General features: G+C 75.1%; 16 protein-coding genes. 8 read left to right on the forward strand and 8 right to left on the reverse strand.

Annotated features, from left to right (window positions below):
* The first annotated feature begins 112 nt into the window (after window positions 1-112).
* From EV376_RS00415 to EV376_RS00425, 3 genes are all read left to right on the forward strand, one after another.
* A complete protein-coding gene (locus tag EV376_RS00415; protein WP_130320183.1) occupies window positions 113-1270 on the forward strand; it encodes a glutamate--cysteine ligase in 1158 nt (385 codons plus the stop codon).
* Between the two features lie 4 nt (window positions 1271-1274).
* The gene (locus EV376_RS00420; protein ID WP_130320184.1) at window positions 1275-2654 is read left to right on the forward strand and encodes an FAD-dependent oxidoreductase; all 1380 of its coding nucleotides are present in this window, start codon (window positions 1275-1277) and stop codon (window positions 2652-2654) included.
* A gap of 96 nt (window positions 2655-2750) precedes the next feature.
* Window positions 2751-3617 (forward strand): aminoglycoside phosphotransferase family protein, encoded by an 867-nt coding sequence (locus EV376_RS00425; RefSeq protein WP_130320185.1) that lies wholly within the window; start codon window positions 2751-2753, stop codon window positions 3615-3617.
* A gap of 25 nt (window positions 3618-3642) precedes the next feature.
* On the opposite strand, the gene EV376_RS00430 is transcribed toward EV376_RS00425, so the two are convergent.
* Complete coding sequence (locus EV376_RS00430; RefSeq protein WP_130320186.1) at window positions 3643-4449, reverse strand: DNA-formamidopyrimidine glycosylase family protein; 807 nt, start codon at window positions 4447-4449, stop codon at window positions 3643-3645.
* A 182-nt stretch (window positions 4450-4631) separates the two neighbouring features.
* Between EV376_RS00430 and EV376_RS00435 the strand changes: the two genes are divergently transcribed.
* From EV376_RS00435 to rocD, 3 genes are all read left to right on the forward strand, one after another.
* Window positions 4632-5318 (forward strand): thrombospondin, encoded by a 687-nt coding sequence (locus tag EV376_RS00435; protein ID WP_486482479.1) that lies wholly within the window; start codon window positions 4632-4634, stop codon window positions 5316-5318.
* A gap of 325 nt (window positions 5319-5643) precedes the next feature.
* On the forward strand, window positions 5644-6459 hold the full coding sequence (gene ddaH / locus EV376_RS00440) for a dimethylargininase (protein WP_207228479.1): 816 nt from the start codon (window positions 5644-5646) through the stop codon (window positions 6457-6459).
* Window positions 6456-7670, forward strand: a complete 1215-nt coding sequence (gene rocD / locus EV376_RS00445; protein WP_130320188.1) for an ornithine--oxo-acid transaminase — start codon at window positions 6456-6458, stop codon at window positions 7668-7670. Before ddaH ends, rocD begins: the two co-directional genes overlap by 4 nt.
* Window positions 7671-7724: 54 nt before the next feature.
* Here rocD and EV376_RS00450 read toward each other — a convergent pair whose 3' ends face one another.
* The 6 genes from EV376_RS00450 to EV376_RS00480 form a co-directional block, all read right to left on the reverse strand.
* A complete protein-coding gene (locus EV376_RS00450; protein WP_130320189.1) occupies window positions 7725-8876 on the reverse strand; it encodes an FHA domain-containing protein in 1152 nt (383 codons plus the stop codon).
* Complete coding sequence (locus EV376_RS00455; protein ID WP_130320190.1) at window positions 8873-9166, reverse strand: 4a-hydroxytetrahydrobiopterin dehydratase; 294 nt, start codon at window positions 9164-9166, stop codon at window positions 8873-8875. Before EV376_RS00455 ends, EV376_RS00450 begins: the two co-directional genes overlap by 4 nt.
* 156 nt (window positions 9167-9322) lie before the next feature.
* Complete coding sequence (locus EV376_RS00460; protein WP_130320191.1) at window positions 9323-10372, reverse strand: acyl-CoA desaturase; 1050 nt, start codon at window positions 10370-10372, stop codon at window positions 9323-9325.
* 199 nt (window positions 10373-10571) lie between these two features.
* A complete protein-coding gene (locus EV376_RS00465) occupies window positions 10572-14303 on the reverse strand; it encodes an SCO7613 C-terminal domain-containing membrane protein (RefSeq protein WP_130320192.1) in 3732 nt (1243 codons plus the stop codon).
* A gap of 261 nt (window positions 14304-14564) precedes the next feature.
* Window positions 14565-14756, reverse strand: coding sequence for a DUF397 domain-containing protein (locus EV376_RS00475; protein ID WP_130320193.1), 192 nt, complete (start codon window positions 14754-14756; stop codon window positions 14565-14567).
* The gene (locus EV376_RS00480) at window positions 14747-15514 is read right to left on the reverse strand and encodes a Scr1 family TA system antitoxin-like transcriptional regulator (RefSeq protein WP_130320194.1); all 768 of its coding nucleotides are present in this window, start codon (window positions 15512-15514) and stop codon (window positions 14747-14749) included. The genes EV376_RS00475 and EV376_RS00480 overlap by 10 nt, the downstream gene beginning before the upstream one ends.
* A gap of 196 nt (window positions 15515-15710) precedes the next feature.
* On the opposite strand from EV376_RS00480, the gene EV376_RS00485 reads away from it, so the two are divergent.
* Window positions 15711-15956 (forward strand): hypothetical protein, encoded by a 246-nt coding sequence (locus EV376_RS00485; protein WP_130320195.1) that lies wholly within the window; start codon window positions 15711-15713, stop codon window positions 15954-15956.
* Complete coding sequence (locus EV376_RS00490; RefSeq protein ID WP_130320196.1) at window positions 15953-16204, forward strand: flavin reductase; 252 nt, start codon at window positions 15953-15955, stop codon at window positions 16202-16204. Before EV376_RS00485 ends, EV376_RS00490 begins: the two co-directional genes overlap by 4 nt.
* A gap of 290 nt (window positions 16205-16494) precedes the next feature.
* Here EV376_RS00490 and cutA read toward each other — a convergent pair whose 3' ends face one another.
* A complete protein-coding gene (gene cutA / locus EV376_RS00495; protein ID WP_130320197.1) occupies window positions 16495-16815 on the reverse strand; it encodes a divalent-cation tolerance protein CutA in 321 nt (106 codons plus the stop codon).

The following is a 16815-nucleotide window of genomic DNA, read 5'->3' on the forward strand; positions in this document are numbered from 1 at the left end:
CGGACGGCGACCCGCCGGCACCCGGTTTCCGGACGCCAGCACGGTGGGTAACGACTGCACCGACCCCGGGCGCGGACGGACCGTGACCGGCCGAGACGGACGGTGATTCGTGATGACCGGTCAGGTGGTGGCGACGCCGGAGCGCACGGCGGACGGGACCGAGCTGCTCACCGTGGGCGTCGAGGAGGAGTTCCTGCTCGTCGACCCGCACACCGGGGTCGCCGTGCCGGCCGTCGACCTCGTCCTGGACCAGGTCCCCGCCGAGTTCCGCGGCCAGGTGGAGCGCGAGTTCCAGACCAGCCAGATCGAGATCGGCAGCCCGCCCGGCCTGGAGCTGAGCTCGATCCGCCACTCGCTGGGCGTGCTGCGGGCCGCCCTCGCGGACGCCGCCGAGCGGGCCGGCGTACGGCTGCTCGCGATCGGCACCGGCCCGGTCGACGGCCCGGTGCCGCCGGTGGTCGACAAGCCCCGCTTCGACCGGATGCTGGAGCGCTTCCGGCTACTGGTGCCCGGGCCCGGCAACAACGGCATGCACGTGCACGTCGGTGTCCCGGATCCCGAGACGGGTGTCCAGGTGCTCAACCACGTCCGGCCCTGGCTGCCGGTGCTGCAGGCGGTGACGGCCAACTCCCCGTTCGCGCGTGGCGCGGACTCCGGCTACGCGAGCTGGCGCTCGGTGGAGTGGGAACGCTGGCCGTCGGTGGCGCCCACGCCGTTCCTGGCGTCGCACGAGCATTACGAGCGGCTGATCCGGCAGCTCATCGCCAGCGGCGTCATGCTCGACGAGGGGATGCTCTACTGGTACGCCCGGCTGTCCGCGAAGTACCCGACCGTGGAGCTCCGCATCGGCGACGTCTGCCCGTCGGTGGACGACGCCGTGCTGGTCGCCGCCCTGGTCCGGGGCATGGTCGCCACCGCCATGGACGACATCGCCGCCGGCCGCCCGCCGATCCGCACCGACCACCACCTGCTCGTCGCCGCGCACTGGCGGGCCGCCCACGACGGCCTGGAGGGCGCGGGCGTCGACCCCACCGACGGCGAGCTGCGCCCGGCCTGGGAGCTGCTGGACCAGTTGGTCGCCCGGCTGCGTCCGGCGCTGGACCGACACGGCGACCTCGACGAGGTGAACCGGCTGCTCGGCGGGTTGCGCCGGCACGGCAGCGGGGCCGCGCGGCAGCGGGCGGTCCACGCCCGCACCGGCAACCTGCTGGACGTGGTGGAGGACGTCGCCCGGCAGACCCGTGGCCGGGATCGGTCCGTGACAGGATGAGCACGTGGCGCAACGGATGATCGTCATCGGCAGCGATGCCGCCGGCATGGCGGCGGCGTCCCAGGCACGGCGCCGCCGCGGCCCGGACGACCTCGAGATCATCGCGTTCGACCGGGGACACTTCACCTCGTACTCGGCGTGCGGCATCCCGTACTGGATCAGCGGCCTCGTGCCGGAGCGCGACCAGCTCGTCGCCCGCGACCCGGCGACGTTCCGCGGCAAGTTCCGGATCGACGTCCGGCTCCGGCACGAGGTCACCACCATCGACCTGGGCCGGCGCGAGGTGGTCGCCCGGGATCTCGAGCGCGGCGGCGAGGTCCGCGAGCGGTTCGACATCCTGATGTACGCGACCGGCGCCGTCCCGGTGAAGCCGGACTGGGCGCTCACCGGCGTGCGGGGCGTGTTCGGCGTGCAGACGCTCGACGACGGCGCCGCCCTGCGCGACTGGCTGGACGCGGAGCCGCGGCCCCGGCGGGCGGTGGTGGTCGGCGGCGGCTACATCGGCGTCGAGATGGCCGAGGCGCTGATCCAGCGCGGCCTGACGGTCACCCTGGTCGACCAGGCCGAACAGCCGATGTCCACGGTGGACGCCGACATGGCCGAGCTGGTGACCGACGCGATGCGGGGGCTGGGGGTGCAGATCCGCACCGGCCTGCGGGTGACCGGCCTGACCGAGCGGGACGGCCGGGTGTCCGCGGTGGACACGGTGGAGGGGCCGCTCCCCGCCGACCTGGTCGTCCTCGGGCTCGGCGTCCGCCCCAACGTCGAGCTGGCCGAGGCGGCCGGGTTGCCGATCGGGCCGAGCGGCGGGCTCCGGGTGGACCGGCGCATGCGGGTGGCCGGGGTGGACGGCGTGTGGGCGGCCGGCGACTGCGTCGAGAGCCTGCACCGGGTCAGCGGGATGCCGGTGAACATCCCGTTGGGCACGTACGCCAACAAGCAGGGCCGGGTCGCCGGCATCAACATCGGCGGCGGGTACGCCACCTTCCCCGGGGTGATCGGCACCGCCGTGACCAAGGTCTGCGACCTGGAGGTCGGCCGTACCGGGCTGCGCGAGCGGGACGCGGTGGCGGCCGGCTTCGAGTTCGTCTCGGTGATCGCCGAGTCCACCAACCGGGCCGGCTACTTCCCCGGCGCCCGCCCGATGACGGTCAAGCTGATCGCCGAGAAGCCCAGTGGCCGGCTGCTCGGCGCGCAGATCGTCGGCTGGTCGGAGGCGGCGAAGCGGATCGACGCCCTGGCCGTCGCCCTGTGGAACAAGATGACCGTGGACGACATGACCGCGCTCGACATCGGCTACGCCCCGCCGTTCGCGCCGGTCTGGGATCCGGTGCTGATCGCCGCCCGCAAGGCCGTCGACGCCCTCGCCGCCTCCGGCCGGTAAGGAAGCCCCTTCTTGACGCCCCGTGCCTAGCCGGGGCCCCTTGTCGACGCTCGGCCCGGTCCGGCCGCCCGGCGGGACGACGGGCAGGATGGCGAGGTGACGATCCCCGAGGGACTGGGCTGGGTGCGGAACCAGCCGGGCGGGCCGGAGTGGCTGGCCGCGCTGCCCGGGCTCCGCGACGAGTGCGCCGAGCGGTGGTCGCTGCGGCTCGGGCCGCCCTTCGCGTACGCCTTCGCCTCGCTGGCCCTGCCCGCCGAACTGCCGGACGGCACCCCTGGCGTACTCAAGATCCAGTATCCGGACGCGGACAGCGCCCACGAGGCGACCGCGTTGGCCCGGTGGGACGGCCACGGGACGGTACGGCTGCTGGCGCACGACCCGCGCCGCCGGGCGCTGCTGATCGAGCGGTGCGTGCCCGGATCGCCGCTGTACGACCTGCCGATCGAGGCGGCGCTGGACGCCGTCGTCGAGCTGCTCCCCCGCCTCTGGGTGCCGGCCGGCCCGCCGTTCACCCCGCTCGCCGAGGAGGCGGCCGGCTGGGTGGACCGGCTGCCCGGCAAGTGGGAGCGGGCCGGGCGGCCGTACGAGCGGCGCCTGCTGGACACCGCGCTCGGGCTGCTCGCCGACCTGGCACCGAGCCAGGGTGAGCAGGTGCTGGTCAACCAGGATCTGCACGCCGGCAACGTGCTGCGGGCGACCCGCGAGCCGTGGCTGGTGATCGACCCGAAGCCGCTCTCCGGCGAGCGCGAGTTCAGCGTGGTGCCGATGGTCCGTGGCCGGGAGCTGGGGCACTCACCGGAGGCGGTGCGCCGGCGGCTCGACCGGCTCAGCGCCGGGCTGGGGCTGGACCGCGACCGGGTACGGGGCTGGACGATCGTGCAGACCCTGGCCTGGAGCATCGACGCCGGCCGGGTGTTCCCGCAGCACGTGGAGATCGTCCGCTGGCTGGCCGACGCCTCCTGACCCGGTCGAGCGGGCGCGCCTCGGGTCAACGCTGGCAGGTGGGGCACCAGTAGAGGTTGCGACCGGCCAGTCCGCCCCGGCCGATCGGGGTCGCGCAGACGTGGCAGGGGGCGCCGGGGCGGCGGTAGACGTACACCTCGCCGCCGTGCCGGTCGACGCGCGCCGCCCGGCCCATCGCCTCGGGCAGGTGCTCGCCGCGGACCGTGTCGATCCGGCCGCGCTCGACGGCCTGCCGCATCAGGGCGACCAGGTCGGCCCAGATCAGCTCCCAGCCGTCGCGGGTGAGCTGCCGGCCGGGCAGCGTCGGCGGCAGGCCCGCCCGGAACAGCGCCTCGGTGACGAAGATCAACCCGGTGCCGGCCACCACCGACTGGTCGAGCAGCAGCGCGGCGAGCGGAGTCGGGCTACGGGAGATCCGGGCGTACGCCCGCTGCGGGTCGGCGTCGTCGCGCAGCGGATCCGGGCCGAGCCGCTCACGCAGTGCGGCCACCTCGGGCGGGGTGAGCAGCTCGCACGCCGTCGGCCCGCGCAGGTCCAGCCAGTGGGCGTCGCTGACGAGCCGCAGCCGGACCTGGCCGATCGGCTCCGGCGGCTCACCCGCCCCGTCGGTGAACTTCCCGTACAACCCGAGGTGCACGTGCAGGGTCAACTCGCCGCCGTAGTGGTGCAGCAGGTGCTTGCCGTACGCCTCGGTGGCCTCCAGGACGGACCCGCTCAGCCGGGCGGCGCCCTCCGCGAAGCGGCCCTGCGGGCTCGCGGCGTGCACCTTCCCGCCCGCGAACAGCTCGGCATGTCGGGCGGCGAGGCGGTGGATGGAGTGACCCTCGGGCACGGGTGCCAAGCGTAGTCAGGCCCGTCGCCATCGCACCGGCCGCCATCGACCGCCGGTCCCCCGCCAGCCGCGCCCGCTGCGGCGAAAGTGTCGCGATCGTGACGTCTGGGTACCTCCACACCGTTACCGCGCGGGCGCCACCCGCTCCATCGGCCGCCGGCGCATCCATCAGGAGGTGTGAAGTGGCAAAGATTCCTTCCCTTTCGCGCCGGACGGAACCGGCGCACGACGACACCGCCGTCCGTGCGGACGACGCGGACCGGACCCGCACCACGGACGCCGGCGCCGCTGACCGCGACGCCCGGGACCGGGCCGCCGCGGCGCGCGCGGCCACCCGGTCCGGCCGGGCGACCCCGGGTACGCGTACCGCGGCCGATCCCGCCGTGGAGCGGACGCTCGACGGCCGCACCAACGACCTGGACCGGGACGCCGCGGCGGCACCCGGCGACGGCGACCGCCCGGCCGACCGGGGTCGCGGCCCGCTGACCGACCGCGACGGCGACGGTGTGCCGGACCGGCCGGAGCGGCCGGTGGTGGCCGGCCCGAAGCCGCGGGCCAGCCTGCTCGCCACGATCGGCCTGATCACCGGCGTGGCCGGCGTGTTGTTCGTGCTCACCGGCACGCTGGCCGGGTACGGGACCGGGCTCGGCGCCGCCGGGGCGGTCCTCGCCGTCCTCGGCCTGATGGCCACCCGGCGGCGGCACGTCGCGGGCACGACGGACGCCCTGCTGGGCATCGTGGCCGGGCTCGGCGCGGTGGTCCTCGGCGTCCTGGCGATGACCGGGCAGTTCGACTGGCCGACCACCGACGGGGACTGGGTGACGCGGTTCCGCGAGTGGCTCGACTCACAGTTTGTCGATCGTTTCTAGCGGGCACTGTCCGGCCCGCCGGCGATGCGCCGGCGGGCCGGTGGTTCACCGGCACAGCCCGAACAGCCTGGTGGTTCACCAGCCGGGCACACCCTGATTCGGGGGCGGCGGTTCGCCGCCCCCGAAGTGTGTCCGGGGGGAGCGGCCTCGTCGGGCCGGCGCAACAAAACGCTGCCGAACCGGGGCCAGACGCAACGTTCCGACGTCTCTTGCAACTTCCTGCGGTGGATCCCGCCGGCTCGCGCCGCATACCGTTGAACAACGGCGCCAGCCCGCGGGCCGCAGGTGGCCGGGCGCGCCCGACCCTGGGAGCAGGACAATGACGATGGACGCCACCAGCCAGCGCTTCCTGATGTGCCGGCCGACGTACTTCGCCGTCGACTACGCGATCAATCCGTGGATGGACCCGACCGCGCCGGTGGACGCCGACCTGGCGATCCGGCAGTGGGAGCAGCTGCGCCAGATCTACCGGGACCTGGGCCACACCGTCGAGGAGATCACCCCGGTGGCCGGCCTGCCCGACATGGTTTTCGCCGCCAACGGCGGCACGGTCATCGACGGCAAGGCGATGGCGGTGCAGTTCCGGGACCCGCAGCGCGCCGACGAGGCGCCCGCGTACCGCGCCTGGTTCGAGGCCGCCGGCTTCGAGATGTACGACCCGAAGCACGTCAACGAGGGCGAGGGCGACGTCCTGCTGGCCGGCGAGTACCTGCTCGCGGGCACCGGCTTCCGCACCGCGCACGCGTCGCACGCGCAGCTGCAGGAGGTCTTCGGCTACCCGGTGATCACCATGCAGCTGGTCGACCCGCGCTTCTACCACCTGGACACCGCGCTGACCGTGCTCGACGAGCGGACCGTCGCGTACCTGCCGGAGGCCTTCTCCCCCGGCAGCCGGGCCGTGCTGCGGCGGCTCTTCCCGGACGCGGTCCACGCCACCATGGCCGACGCCGAGGTGCTGGGTCTGAACGCGGTGAGCGACGGCCGGCACGTGGTGCTGCCGGCGCAGGCCACCGACCTGGCCGCGAAGCTGCGGGACCGGGGCTACGAGACGATCGGGATCGACCTGTCCGAGCTGCGCAAGGCCGGCGGTGGCCCGAAGTGCTGCACGTTGCGACTCCGTCAGGGAAAGGCGAGCAAGTGATCGAGGACAAGCTGCGGACGCCGGATGCGGTCCGCGACGCGGAGCGGTGGACCGCGCACAACTATCACCCGCTGCCGGTGGTCATCTCCTCGGCCGAGGGCGCCTGGCTGACCGACGTGGACGGCCGCCGCTACCTCGACTGCCTGGCCGGCTACTCGGCGCTCAACTTCGGCCACCGCCACCCGGCGCTGATCGAGGCCGCACACGCCCAGCTGGACAAGCTGACCCTGACCAGCCGCGCGTTCATCCACGACCAGTTCGCCGACTTCTGCCGTGAGCTGGCCCAGCTCTGCGGCAAGGACCTGGTGCTGCCGATGAACACCGGCGCCGAGGCCGTGGAGACCGGCATCAAGGTGGCCCGCAAGTGGGGTTACCAGGTCAAGGGCGTCCAGCCGGGCCAGGCGAACATCGTGGTGGCCGAGGGGAACTTCCACGGCCGCACCACGACCATCGTCAGCTTCTCCACCGACGAGGACGCCCGCGCCGACTTCGGGCCGTACACCCCGGGCTTCACCGTGGTTCCCTACGGCGACCTGGCCGCGCTGGCCGCCGCGATCGACGAGAACACCGTCGCGGTGCTGCTCGAACCGATCCAGGGCGAGCAGGGCGTCGTCGTGCCGCCGGAGGGCTACCTGCCCGGTGTACGCCGGGTGTGCACCGAGCGGAACGTGCTGTTCGTCGCCGACGAGATCCAGTCCGGCCTGGGCCGGACCGGCGCCACGTTCGCGTGCGAGCAGGAGGGCGTCGTGCCGGACATGTACCTGCTGGGCAAGGCGCTCGGCGGCGGCATCGTCCCGGTGTCGGCCGTCGCGGCGGACGCCGCGGTGCTCGGCGTGCTGAAGCCGGGCCAGCACGGCTCGACGTTCGGCGGGAACCCGCTCGCCTGCGCGGTGGCGACCGAGGTCGTCCGGCTGCTGGCCACCGGCGAGTTCCAGCGCCGCTCCGCCGAGCTGGGCGCCCGGCTGCACGCCGGTCTCCAGGCGCTGGTCGGCAAGGGTCTGCTCGCCGTCCGGGGCCGGGGCCTGTGGGCCGGCCTGGACATCGACCCGGCGCTGATGAGTGGCCGGGAGGCCTGCGAGCGGCTGATGGAGCGCGGCGTCCTCGCCAAGGACACCCACGGCTCGACCATCCGCCTCGCCCCGCCGCTGGTCATCACCGAGGAGGAGATCGACCACGCGGTGGCGCAGCTCGCCGCCGTCCTGGCCGGCTGAGCCGTCGTACGCGGGAGGCGCCGGGACCATTCGGTCCCGGCGCCTCAGTACTGGTCAGCGCGGCAGGCGCATCGCCATCGTCGGCGCCTCGGCCATCACCGACGCCGGGGTGTACGGCGCGCCGGCCGGCAACTCGTCCGGGCGGCCGACCTGCACCCCCGGGTACAGCTCGACCATGTCGCCCTCGGCCAGCACCCGGGACTGCCGGGGCTTCAGCGGGATCCGGTCCGCCTCCGCCATCGAACCGCCGGGGCGGACGCCGGAACCGTTGGTGCTGATGTCGGTCACGATGATCTCGCCAACACGCAGCTCCAGTTCCAGGTGACTGCGGCTGATCCACCGGCGGGCCTCGTCGTTGAGCCACTGACCGAGCATGATCCCGCCCGGAGCGTCCGGCGCGCGGCCGACCAGCACCGGCTCGGCCTCGGTGAGCACGAACCGGCGGCGGATCAGCCCACCGATGCGTACCGCCAGCACCGCCGACCGGGGGCGCGGGCCGGCGTCGCTCAGCCGGGTGCCGTGCCGCGGACAGGTCGGGACGCCACCGCGCAGGCTCGGCGGCGGCTGGGTCACCGGGCTGCGGTCGGTCACCGCGGCCAGGTCGGCGAACGCGCCGCCCCCGCCGCCCTGCCCGAAGAGTGCGCACGGGGACTCCGGGCACCGCCACTGCCGCGCCAGCAGCTTGACCCCGGCCGGCGACCGGTCCCCGGCGACCGGGGTTTCACCGCCGCCGACGTGGGCGACGAACGTCGGGCCACCCTGCCCCGGCACCGCGGCGAGCACCCGGCCGGGTTCGTCGGTGACCCACGGGAAGCGCCCGCGCAGCCCGTCGAACCGGGCCCGGCTGAGCACCGGCAGGCCGAGCAGGTCGGCCACCTCCAGCATCCGGTCGCCCGGGTTGTCGAGCACCTCGACGAGGCCGTCGTCGGCCCACCGGCGCACCACCATGCGCTCGTTCGAGGTGAGGTCGGCGTCGGAGAGCATCGCCCGGTGCACCACCGCGTAGACGGGGACGCTGTCCTCCTCCAGGTGACGCGCCAGAGCGTCGATCACCATGCCGAGCCGGAGCAGGCTGGCCGGCCGGCCGCCGTCGATGTCCTGGTACCGGATCACCTCGGCCAGGTCGAGCACCGCCCGGACCAGCGACGGGTCGGTGCAGACCCGGCCCTCGATGGCGTCCAGCACCTTGCTGATCTCGAATCTCATCGGACCTCCCCCACGGTGCGGTCGATCCGCCGGGCCAGGTCGAGATCACGTTCGGTGACGCAGCCGACCGAGTGAGTGACACAGCGGAAGGTCACCGTCCGCCAACGGATGTCGATGTCGGGGTGGTGGTCGAACTCCTCGGCCACCACCGCCACCCGGTCCACCAGGGCGATGGCGTCCGGGAAGCTCGCCAGCTCCACGGTGCGGGTGATGCCGGCCTGGTCCCCTGACCAGCCGGGCAGCCCGCTCAGCTCGTCTCGTACCGCCTCCGCGGTGAGCGCCTCTGCCATGGGGAGACCCTACCGGCACCCACAACCGAGACCCTGACCAGCAGCGACGGGATGTCTGACAGCGACGACCGGTGTTCGGAACGCGATCAGAGGACCGGACTGGCGGGACGAAAGTGCCCTCCGCACCGGACGGCGTCACGGCGACGCCGGGCGAGGTCATCCGGCCCGCAGCGGGCGGCCGACCTCGTGCAGGTGCGCGAGCGCCTGCCGGTACGACTCGACCAGGCCCACCTCGACGTACGGGACGCCCCGCTCGGCGCAGTACGCCCGCACGACGGGCCGGGCCCGGCGCAGGTTCCCGCGCGGCATGTTCGGGAACAGGTGGTGCTCGATCTGGAGGTTGAGCCCGCCCAGCGCCGCGTCGACGAACCGGCCGCCCCGCACGTTGCGCGCCGTCAGCACCTGCTTACGCAGGAAGTCCAGGTCGTCCTCCGCGGACGGCATCGGCATGCCCTTGTGGTTCGGGGCGAACGAGCATCCCATGTACAGCCCCCACAGTCCCTGGTGGACGGCCGCGAACACCAGCGCCTTCACCGGCGACATCACCAGCAGCAGGCCGCCGGCGTAGAGCACGGTGTGGGCGGCGAGCAGCACGCCCTCGGCGGTCCGGTGCCGCATCGGCGTACGGAACCGCCCGTCCGGTTCCCGGCCCAGCACCGCCCGCAGGCTCGCCACGTGCAGGTTCAGCCCTTCCAGCAGCAGCATCGGGAAGAAGAGCACCGCCTGGCGCCGGGCCAGCCACCGGGCGAAGCCCCGGGTCGCCCGGGCCTGCTCCGCCGTCCAGACCAGCGCGCCGGCCCCGACGTCCGGGTCCTCGTCGGCGTGGTTGGGGTTGGCGTGGTGCCGGTTGTGCTTGTCCACCCACCAGCCGTAGCTGAGCCCGACGGCGAGGTTGCCGGCGAGCAGGCCGACCAGCTCGCTCGGCCCGCGCCGGCGGAACATCTGCCGGTGTCCGGCGTCGTGCCCGAGGAAGGCGACCTGGGTGCTGGCCACCGCCATCAGCACGGCTACCACGACCTGCACCCAGGAGTCGCCGACCAGCGCGACCGCGGCCCAGGTGGCCGCGAACAGCCCGGCGGTCAGCGCGATCCGGGCCGCGTACCGGGCCGGTCGGCGTTCCAGCAGGCCCGCCGACCGGATCCGCCGGGACAACTCGGCGTAGTCACTGCCCTGCCGTACCGGTCGGTCCGCCACAAGCTCCCGCATGCTGCACCGCCTCCTGCCCATCTGCGGTCGCGCCGGTCGGCTCGACCCCCGTCACCAAGTTTCGCGAGAACGGTTGCTCTGGGTAATCCCGCACGCCCCCGGATCGGTGGTAGGGCACGCCCTACCGGCACCGGGGAGCCACCACCCTTGCCGGTCCGGGCGGGCGGCGTCGCCGACGGGGTCGATCCGGCCCGGAGGGTCAGCTCATCCGGCCGACCGCGTCCCGCAGCCGGGCCAGGTCCCGCCGTCGCCGCTCGTACGTGGCGGCCAGGCCGATCAGCACCAGCCCACCGGCGCCGAGGAAGCTCCATCGGGGCAGCAGGTCCCAGGTGCGGGCCAGTTCGTGCAGCGCCAGCGGGGTCAGCGTCAACGCGCCGAGCACGACCGGCGCCTGCCACCGCCGGACGGCGCCGGCGAGCACCGCCGCGAGCGCGGCGAGCCCGAGCAGGAGCCGCCGCACCGGCTGCGGTTCCGGGCCGACCAGCACCGACGCGAGAGTCGGCAGCAGCCCGGCCGCGAGGCCCGGCCCGATGGCCAGCCAGCTGGTCAGGCCCGGCCGGGTCCGCAGCGCCACCGCCCCGGCGGCCAACGCGAGGGCCGCGGCCGGCAGCGTGTACGCCTCCAGCACCGCGACGTCACCGGCGGCCAGGAGCAGCCAGCTGCCGAGCAGTTCACTGCCCCCGGCGACGGCGACGAACGCCCACCGCCGCCCGGCCGGCTCGCCGGGGCGCAGCAGGCGCAGCCCGACGGCCACGCCCCAGAGCACGCAGATGGCGGCCGCGTACCGGATCGAGTCCACGGCGAGCAGGAACGCCACCAGCGCCACGCCCTGGGCGGCGGCGTCCAGCACCTGCCGCGGCGCCACCGGCGTCCCGGTCGCCGCCGCACCGCCGGACGCCGCGCCGGCCGGACCATGCGCCACCGGGCCGGCGGCACCACGCCCTGCCAGACCGGCATCGGCCGGGCGCGGCCCCTCCGGCAGCCGAGCCGGCAGTGCGGCTGCGACGGCGAGGGCGAGCGCCGCGACAGCCAGCACCGAGAACGCCGCCGCGCGCAGCGGCAGCCCTCCGGCCAGCGGCGCGGTGATCGCGAGGGCGGTCCCGGCCACGACGGCCGCGAGCGTCCCGGCGAGCCGCGCGACCGCCTGCCGGGCGGCGACGCCGACCACGATGGCGGTCACCACGAGCGCGCCGAGGCCGGTCAGGGTGCCGGCCCGGGTGGCCAGCAGGCCCGACAGGCCGGCGGCGGTGAACACCAGCCCCACCGGCAGGGCGATCGGGACCAGCAGCGGACGTGGCGCGGCCAGGGCTGCGGCCAGCACCGCGATGACGCCGAGCAGCAGGGTCGCGGCCGGCAGCACCGGCCAGGGCACGCCCGCCGCCCGCAGCAGCACCGGAAGCGCCGCGGCCAGGAACGGCGCCGCGGCCAGGGCGGCCCGCCACCGCTGGCCGGCCGGCTGACCGACGCGGGTTGCGGCAGGTGGGGCTGTTCCGCCGTCCGGTGGCCCCGGGATGCCGCGTCCCGGGTCGGGCGACCGGCCGTCACCGGACACCGCCGTCGCGAGGGCGGCCAGCGCGGCACCGACCGCCAGTACGAGCAGCGCCAGTCCCGCCGGGACGTCACCCGGCGTCGCTTCGATCGTCGGCACGCCCGACCAGACCGGCACGTCGCCGTACGGGGCGAGCAGCGCGGTGAACGCCACCGGCAGGAGAGCGGCCACCGCCACCGCCGACAGGCTCAGGCCGACCGCGACCAGGGCCGGGCCGCTGCCCACCAGGACCACGCCGAGCAGGGCCAGCAGGGCCGCCACGGCGGCGTACAGCGGCACCGGTTCGTCGCCCGCCACGACCGACGGCGCCAGGCCGACCGGCACGACCGCCACGGCGAGCGCGGTCGACGCGTACCGCAGGAGATCCGGCCAGTGTCGACGGACCGCGAGCAGGCCCGCCGGGAGCAGCGCGGCGGCGGCGAGCGCGGCCCGGGCCTGCCACCACTCCGGCGCACCCCCGGCGAAGGCCGCCAGCGTGGCGCCGGCCGGCACGGCCAGCAGTGCGGCGGCGAGCCCGGCCCCCGCGACGCCGCGTTGGACGCCGGTGCCCCGCCGACCGAGCGCGGCGACGACGAGCCCCGCCACCCCGGTCACCGCGAGCGCCGATCCGGCGCCGGCCGGCGCGGCCAGACCGACCAGCAGCGCGTGCCCGAGCAGGACGGCACCGGTCACCGCCGACGCGAGGACCGGCCCGGACCGGGCCGGCCGACGACCGACCGCGACCCCGAGCAGCGCCACCGCCGACGCGAGGTCCAGCGCCACCACGGCCGGCCACGGCGCGGCCCACCCGGCCGGCACGGCGAGCACCGCCACCCCGGCGCCCGCCGCCGCCAGCGGAAGGCGTACGGCCCGGGGCAGCAGCAGACCGGCGGCGGCCACCACGGCCAGCACGGCGACCGGGAGCTGCCATCCCCAGTCGAGTACCGGGCCCGGCTCGGCGCCCCGCCACGGCGGCGACGAGCGGACGACCGCACCGCCGGCGACGGTCAGCACGGCGACCGCGGCCACCTGCGCCAGGACACCCGTCACCACCAGCGCCCCGACCAGCGGACCGCTCCGCCACCCGGCCGGCAGCAACCGGACGGCCCCGGCGAGGAGCAGCACCACCAGCGCCGACAGCACCAGCAGCAGCCCTTCGCGCGGCTCCGCGACCGGCCGCAGGATCGCGGCCGCCAGCACCGGCACCAGCAGCGCCGCCGCGACTCCCCGGAACGCCGGCCCACCGACCACCAGGGCCGCCACCAGGAGGGTCCCCACCACCAGCAGCAGCGGCAACCCGGCCAGCAGCGGCGTGCCGGCGAACCGCCCGACCGCCAGCGGCACCAGGGCGCAGCCGGCGGCGAACGTCAGCGCGGCGGCGTACCCGAGCCACGCGACCACGAGCCCGGCCAGGACGACCGGCCCCCCGCCGGTCGCGCCCGTCCCCCGCGCCGCGCCCGTCCCCGGGACCGCGCCCGTCCCCGGGACCGCGTCGGTCCCGGACCGCGTCGCCGCACCGCCGTGCTCGGCCGGCGACGCGACGGCGGCCCGCCGATCGGCGCGCAGCGCGACCACCACCAGCAGGTTCACGACGGCCACGCCGACCGTCACCAGCGCCCAGCCGCCGGCCGACGGCCGGAACCCGGCCGCGAACAGCGGCAGCACCGGCTGCACCGCCAGCAGGGCGGCGAACCAGGGCACGGTGAGCCGGCTGAGCCGGGCGTACCCGGCGGCGATCGCCGCGCCGGCCCCCCCGACCAGCGCGGCGTACCGGGTGCCCGGCCAGCCGGCCACCCCGCCCAGGTTCACCGTCCAGGCGGCGTACCCGTCGAGGAACACCAGCAGCAGGCCCACCGCGGCGATGGTCTCGGCGGTCCCGCGCAGCCCGCGCCGCACGGCGGCCAGCGGCACGGCCAGGAACAGCGCGGTGACCGCCGCCAGGATCAGCGCCCGGCCGGCGACCCCGACGGTCGCCCAGGCCACCGCCGTGAAGACGACCGCGGCGGTGCCGAGCAGCAGGCCACCGAGGACGAACAGCACGCCCTGCACGGTGCGGGTGGAGGTCTCCGCGCCACCGGGCCGCACCGGAACCGGCCCGGCGACCGGCCGCATCGCCGCCGGGTGGACCGGCGCCGGGGGCTGTGCGGGGGCCGGTGCCGGGAACTCCGCCCGGATCGCGGCGGCAAGCTCCGTCCGGCGCCGCCGGGCCGCACCGAGCCGGTCCGTGATCTCCTGGTACGCCTGACGCGCCCGCTCCGCCTCCCCGGCGAGCGTCACGATCTCCCGGTCGAGCCGGATCACCTCGGCCGCGGGCGGGTACGGCGGGCGGCCGCACCCGGAGCAGCCGGTGCCGAGATCGGCCGGCGAACCGCAGGCGGGACAGGGGTAGGCGGAGTTCTCCACGCGGCTATCCTCGGCCGCCGGAGATCACCGGACCAGAGTGCGCGTACCTAGGGCAGGATCATCCGTTCGGGTCGGTCACGCCTGGGCTGGCCAGGAGGGCCGTCAGTCCCGGCCGGAGATCACCGACATCAGCGCCCCGTGGGTCTCGGCGTCGGCGGCCGCCACCAGCCCTCGGCCCGCCGGCCCGACCCGGCCGCCGCCATCGCGACCTCGACATCGTCAAGAACGGTGTCCGTGTTGATCAACGGAACGGACATCCCGTCAGCTTCGCCCGGCCACCCGGGCGACGAAGGCCCGCCAGGCATCCGGGGTGAACGTCAGCGCCGGCCCGGCCGGGTCCTTCGAATCGCGCACACCCACCACGCCGGGGAGATTGTCGGCCACCTCGACACAGGCCCCACCGTTGCCGCTGCTGCGGCTGCTCTTGCGCCACCGGGCGCCGTTCAGGTCCATGACTCCGCCACTTCCGCGATCAGGTCGACTGACTGCCAGTGGGAGAGCGCCTCGCCCCGCACGTTCTCCCACGCCGCCAGTATCGCCGCGATGTCGGCGGGATCGCTAACCACTTGCCCCTGCAACTGAGTGTCCAGATAGCCGGCCATCCGGTGGTCGGCGCTGGCCGCGATGACGAAAGGCCCGTTGAGCCCGGCGTACGCGCCGACCGTGGCGGGCACGACGTGGAGCCGCACGTGCGGTGCCGCGCACGCGGCGACCAGGGCGCGCAACTGCTCCCGCATCGTCTCCCGGCCGCCGACCGGCCGGCGCAGCACGGCCTCGTCCACCACCGCGGTGAACTGTGGAGGGTCGTCCCGGCCGAGGATGCCCTGGCGGGCGAGCCGCCCGGCCACCAGCCGCTCGATGTCGCCGGGAGCGTGCCGGCCGGCGCCGGTCAGCACCGCGCGGGCGTACGCCTCCGTCTGGAGCAATCCGGGCAGAACGTTCGCCTCGAACCAGCGCAGCGAGATTGCCTCGCGCTCGATCTCCTGCCACGGACGGAACCAGGTCAGATCTCGACGTCTCGAAGTGTCCGGCCAGATGTCCACCACGTCCCGACCGAGGACCTCGGCCGCCGCCGCCCGGTGCCTCGGGTGCGGGATGCGACCTTCGGCGAGCCAGCGGGACGTCGTCTTCGGGTCGACACCCACCCGTTCCGCGAGTGACTCAGTGGTGTGGCCGGTCTCGTTCAGGGCGGCCCGAAGTGCGTCGTTCATCGACCCTCCATCAGATGTCTTGGATTTCTGGGAACCATATCGCTACGGGGTGTAGTTGTCCGACCGCAAGCGGCAAGTTGTTCCGAAGAGGACGGTGTGAGCCGGTGGTGGACCCGAGACCCGCCGGTCGCGCTGTCGGGGCCGCTCCGGGCGAGCGAGTCGGGGCGGCCCCTTCCAGATCCGAAGGAGGCCTTCCGTGCGCCCGATGAATCTCGCCCCGAACACCACGATCCGGGTCCCGGACGAGGGCTACCGCTTCGGCACCGGCCCACTGACCTTGACGATCACCGAGGTCGTCGCGAGTGCGGTGGTCGGCGGCAAGGTCTGGGTCCAACTGAAGGGCCGCGAGATCCGCCCCGACTGGTCGGTGGCGCCACGGGAGCGGTACGCCGAGGTGCGCCTCGACCTGGTCACCGAGATCGAGCCGGCGCGGGTGCTGTGAGCCGACGGCGCAGGACCGAGCACGCACCGTCCCGCCCGACGTGGCGCTGCCGGGCGTGCGGCATCGCCTGGCCCTGCTCGCCCGCGAAGCTGCGCCTGCTCGGCGAGTACCGCACCGACCGGATCGCCCTCCTGGTCTACCTCGCCGCCTGCCAGGAAGAAGCCGCCCGACAGCTGGCCGGGCTCGACGACCTGCCGACGCCGGAGCGCCTGGCCGAGCGCTTCACAGGTTGGGCCCGGGCCCGCTAGCCGCGCCGCCGGGCCAGGCCCAGCAGCCCGCGGCGGCGGCACGCGGGCCCCGCCCGGCGGCGATCGACTACCGGCATCGGCGTGGCACGCGGGGAGCGCGTGGCACGCGGGGAAGAGAAGTCGCAGTGCGTCGGTATTCCTCTCCGGCATTTTTATGACGGAGAGGAATACGCCACGGCAGCGACCACGGCTCTCCCCGAGGACACGCGAGCCACGGCTCTCCCCGACGACACGCCAGGTCTCCGACCACGCGGACAGGTAAAGGCCCGGCCGCCAGCCGGGCCGGGAACCTACGGGCGGGTGTGCTCGTGCACCCAGGCGGCGTAGTCGGGGTTGCCGCTCTCCACCCGGGTCACCAGGATCTCCGGCACCTCGTACGGATGGCTGGCCCGGATCTGCTCGACCAGCGCGTCGACCCGGTCGGGCGCGGTCTTGAACTGCACGGACCACTCGGTGCTGGTCTCCACGCCCTGCCGCCACCAGTACGTGCTGTCCACCTGGCCGCCGACCTGGGCGCAGGCCGCGAGCCGGCCGGCCACCGCCGCGGCCGCGAGCACGTCCGCGACCGAGCGGGCGTCCACCACCGTCGTCACCACGCAGATCTGTTCCAC

This window comes from Micromonospora sp. CNZ295 (assembly GCF_004217535.1).

What these genes read in the sequence shown, in the direction of transcription:
- EV376_RS00415 (WP_130320183.1), top strand. Translation starts at nt 113, where the DNA reads ATGACCGGTCAGGTGGTGGCGACGCCGGAGCGCACGGCGGACGGGACC.
- ddaH (WP_207228479.1), top strand. Translation starts at nt 5,644, where the DNA reads ATGGACGCCACCAGCCAGCGCTTCCTGATGTGCCGGCCGACGTACTTC.
- EV376_RS00450 (WP_130320189.1), bottom strand. Translation starts at nt 8,876, where the DNA reads ATGAGATTCGAGATCAGCAAGGTGCTGGACGCCATCGAGGGCCGGGTC.
- EV376_RS00455 (WP_130320190.1), bottom strand. Translation starts at nt 9,166, where the DNA reads ATGGCAGAGGCGCTCACCGCGGAGGCGGTACGAGACGAGCTGAGCGGG.
- EV376_RS00460 (WP_130320191.1), bottom strand. Translation starts at nt 10,372, where the DNA reads ATGCGGGAGCTTGTGGCGGACCGACCGGTACGGCAGGGCAGTGACTAC.
- EV376_RS00475 (WP_130320193.1), bottom strand. Translation starts at nt 14,756, where the DNA reads ATGGACCTGAACGGCGCCCGGTGGCGCAAGAGCAGCCGCAGCAGCGGC.
- EV376_RS00480 (WP_130320194.1), bottom strand. Translation starts at nt 15,514, where the DNA reads ATGAACGACGCACTTCGGGCCGCCCTGAACGAGACCGGCCACACCACT.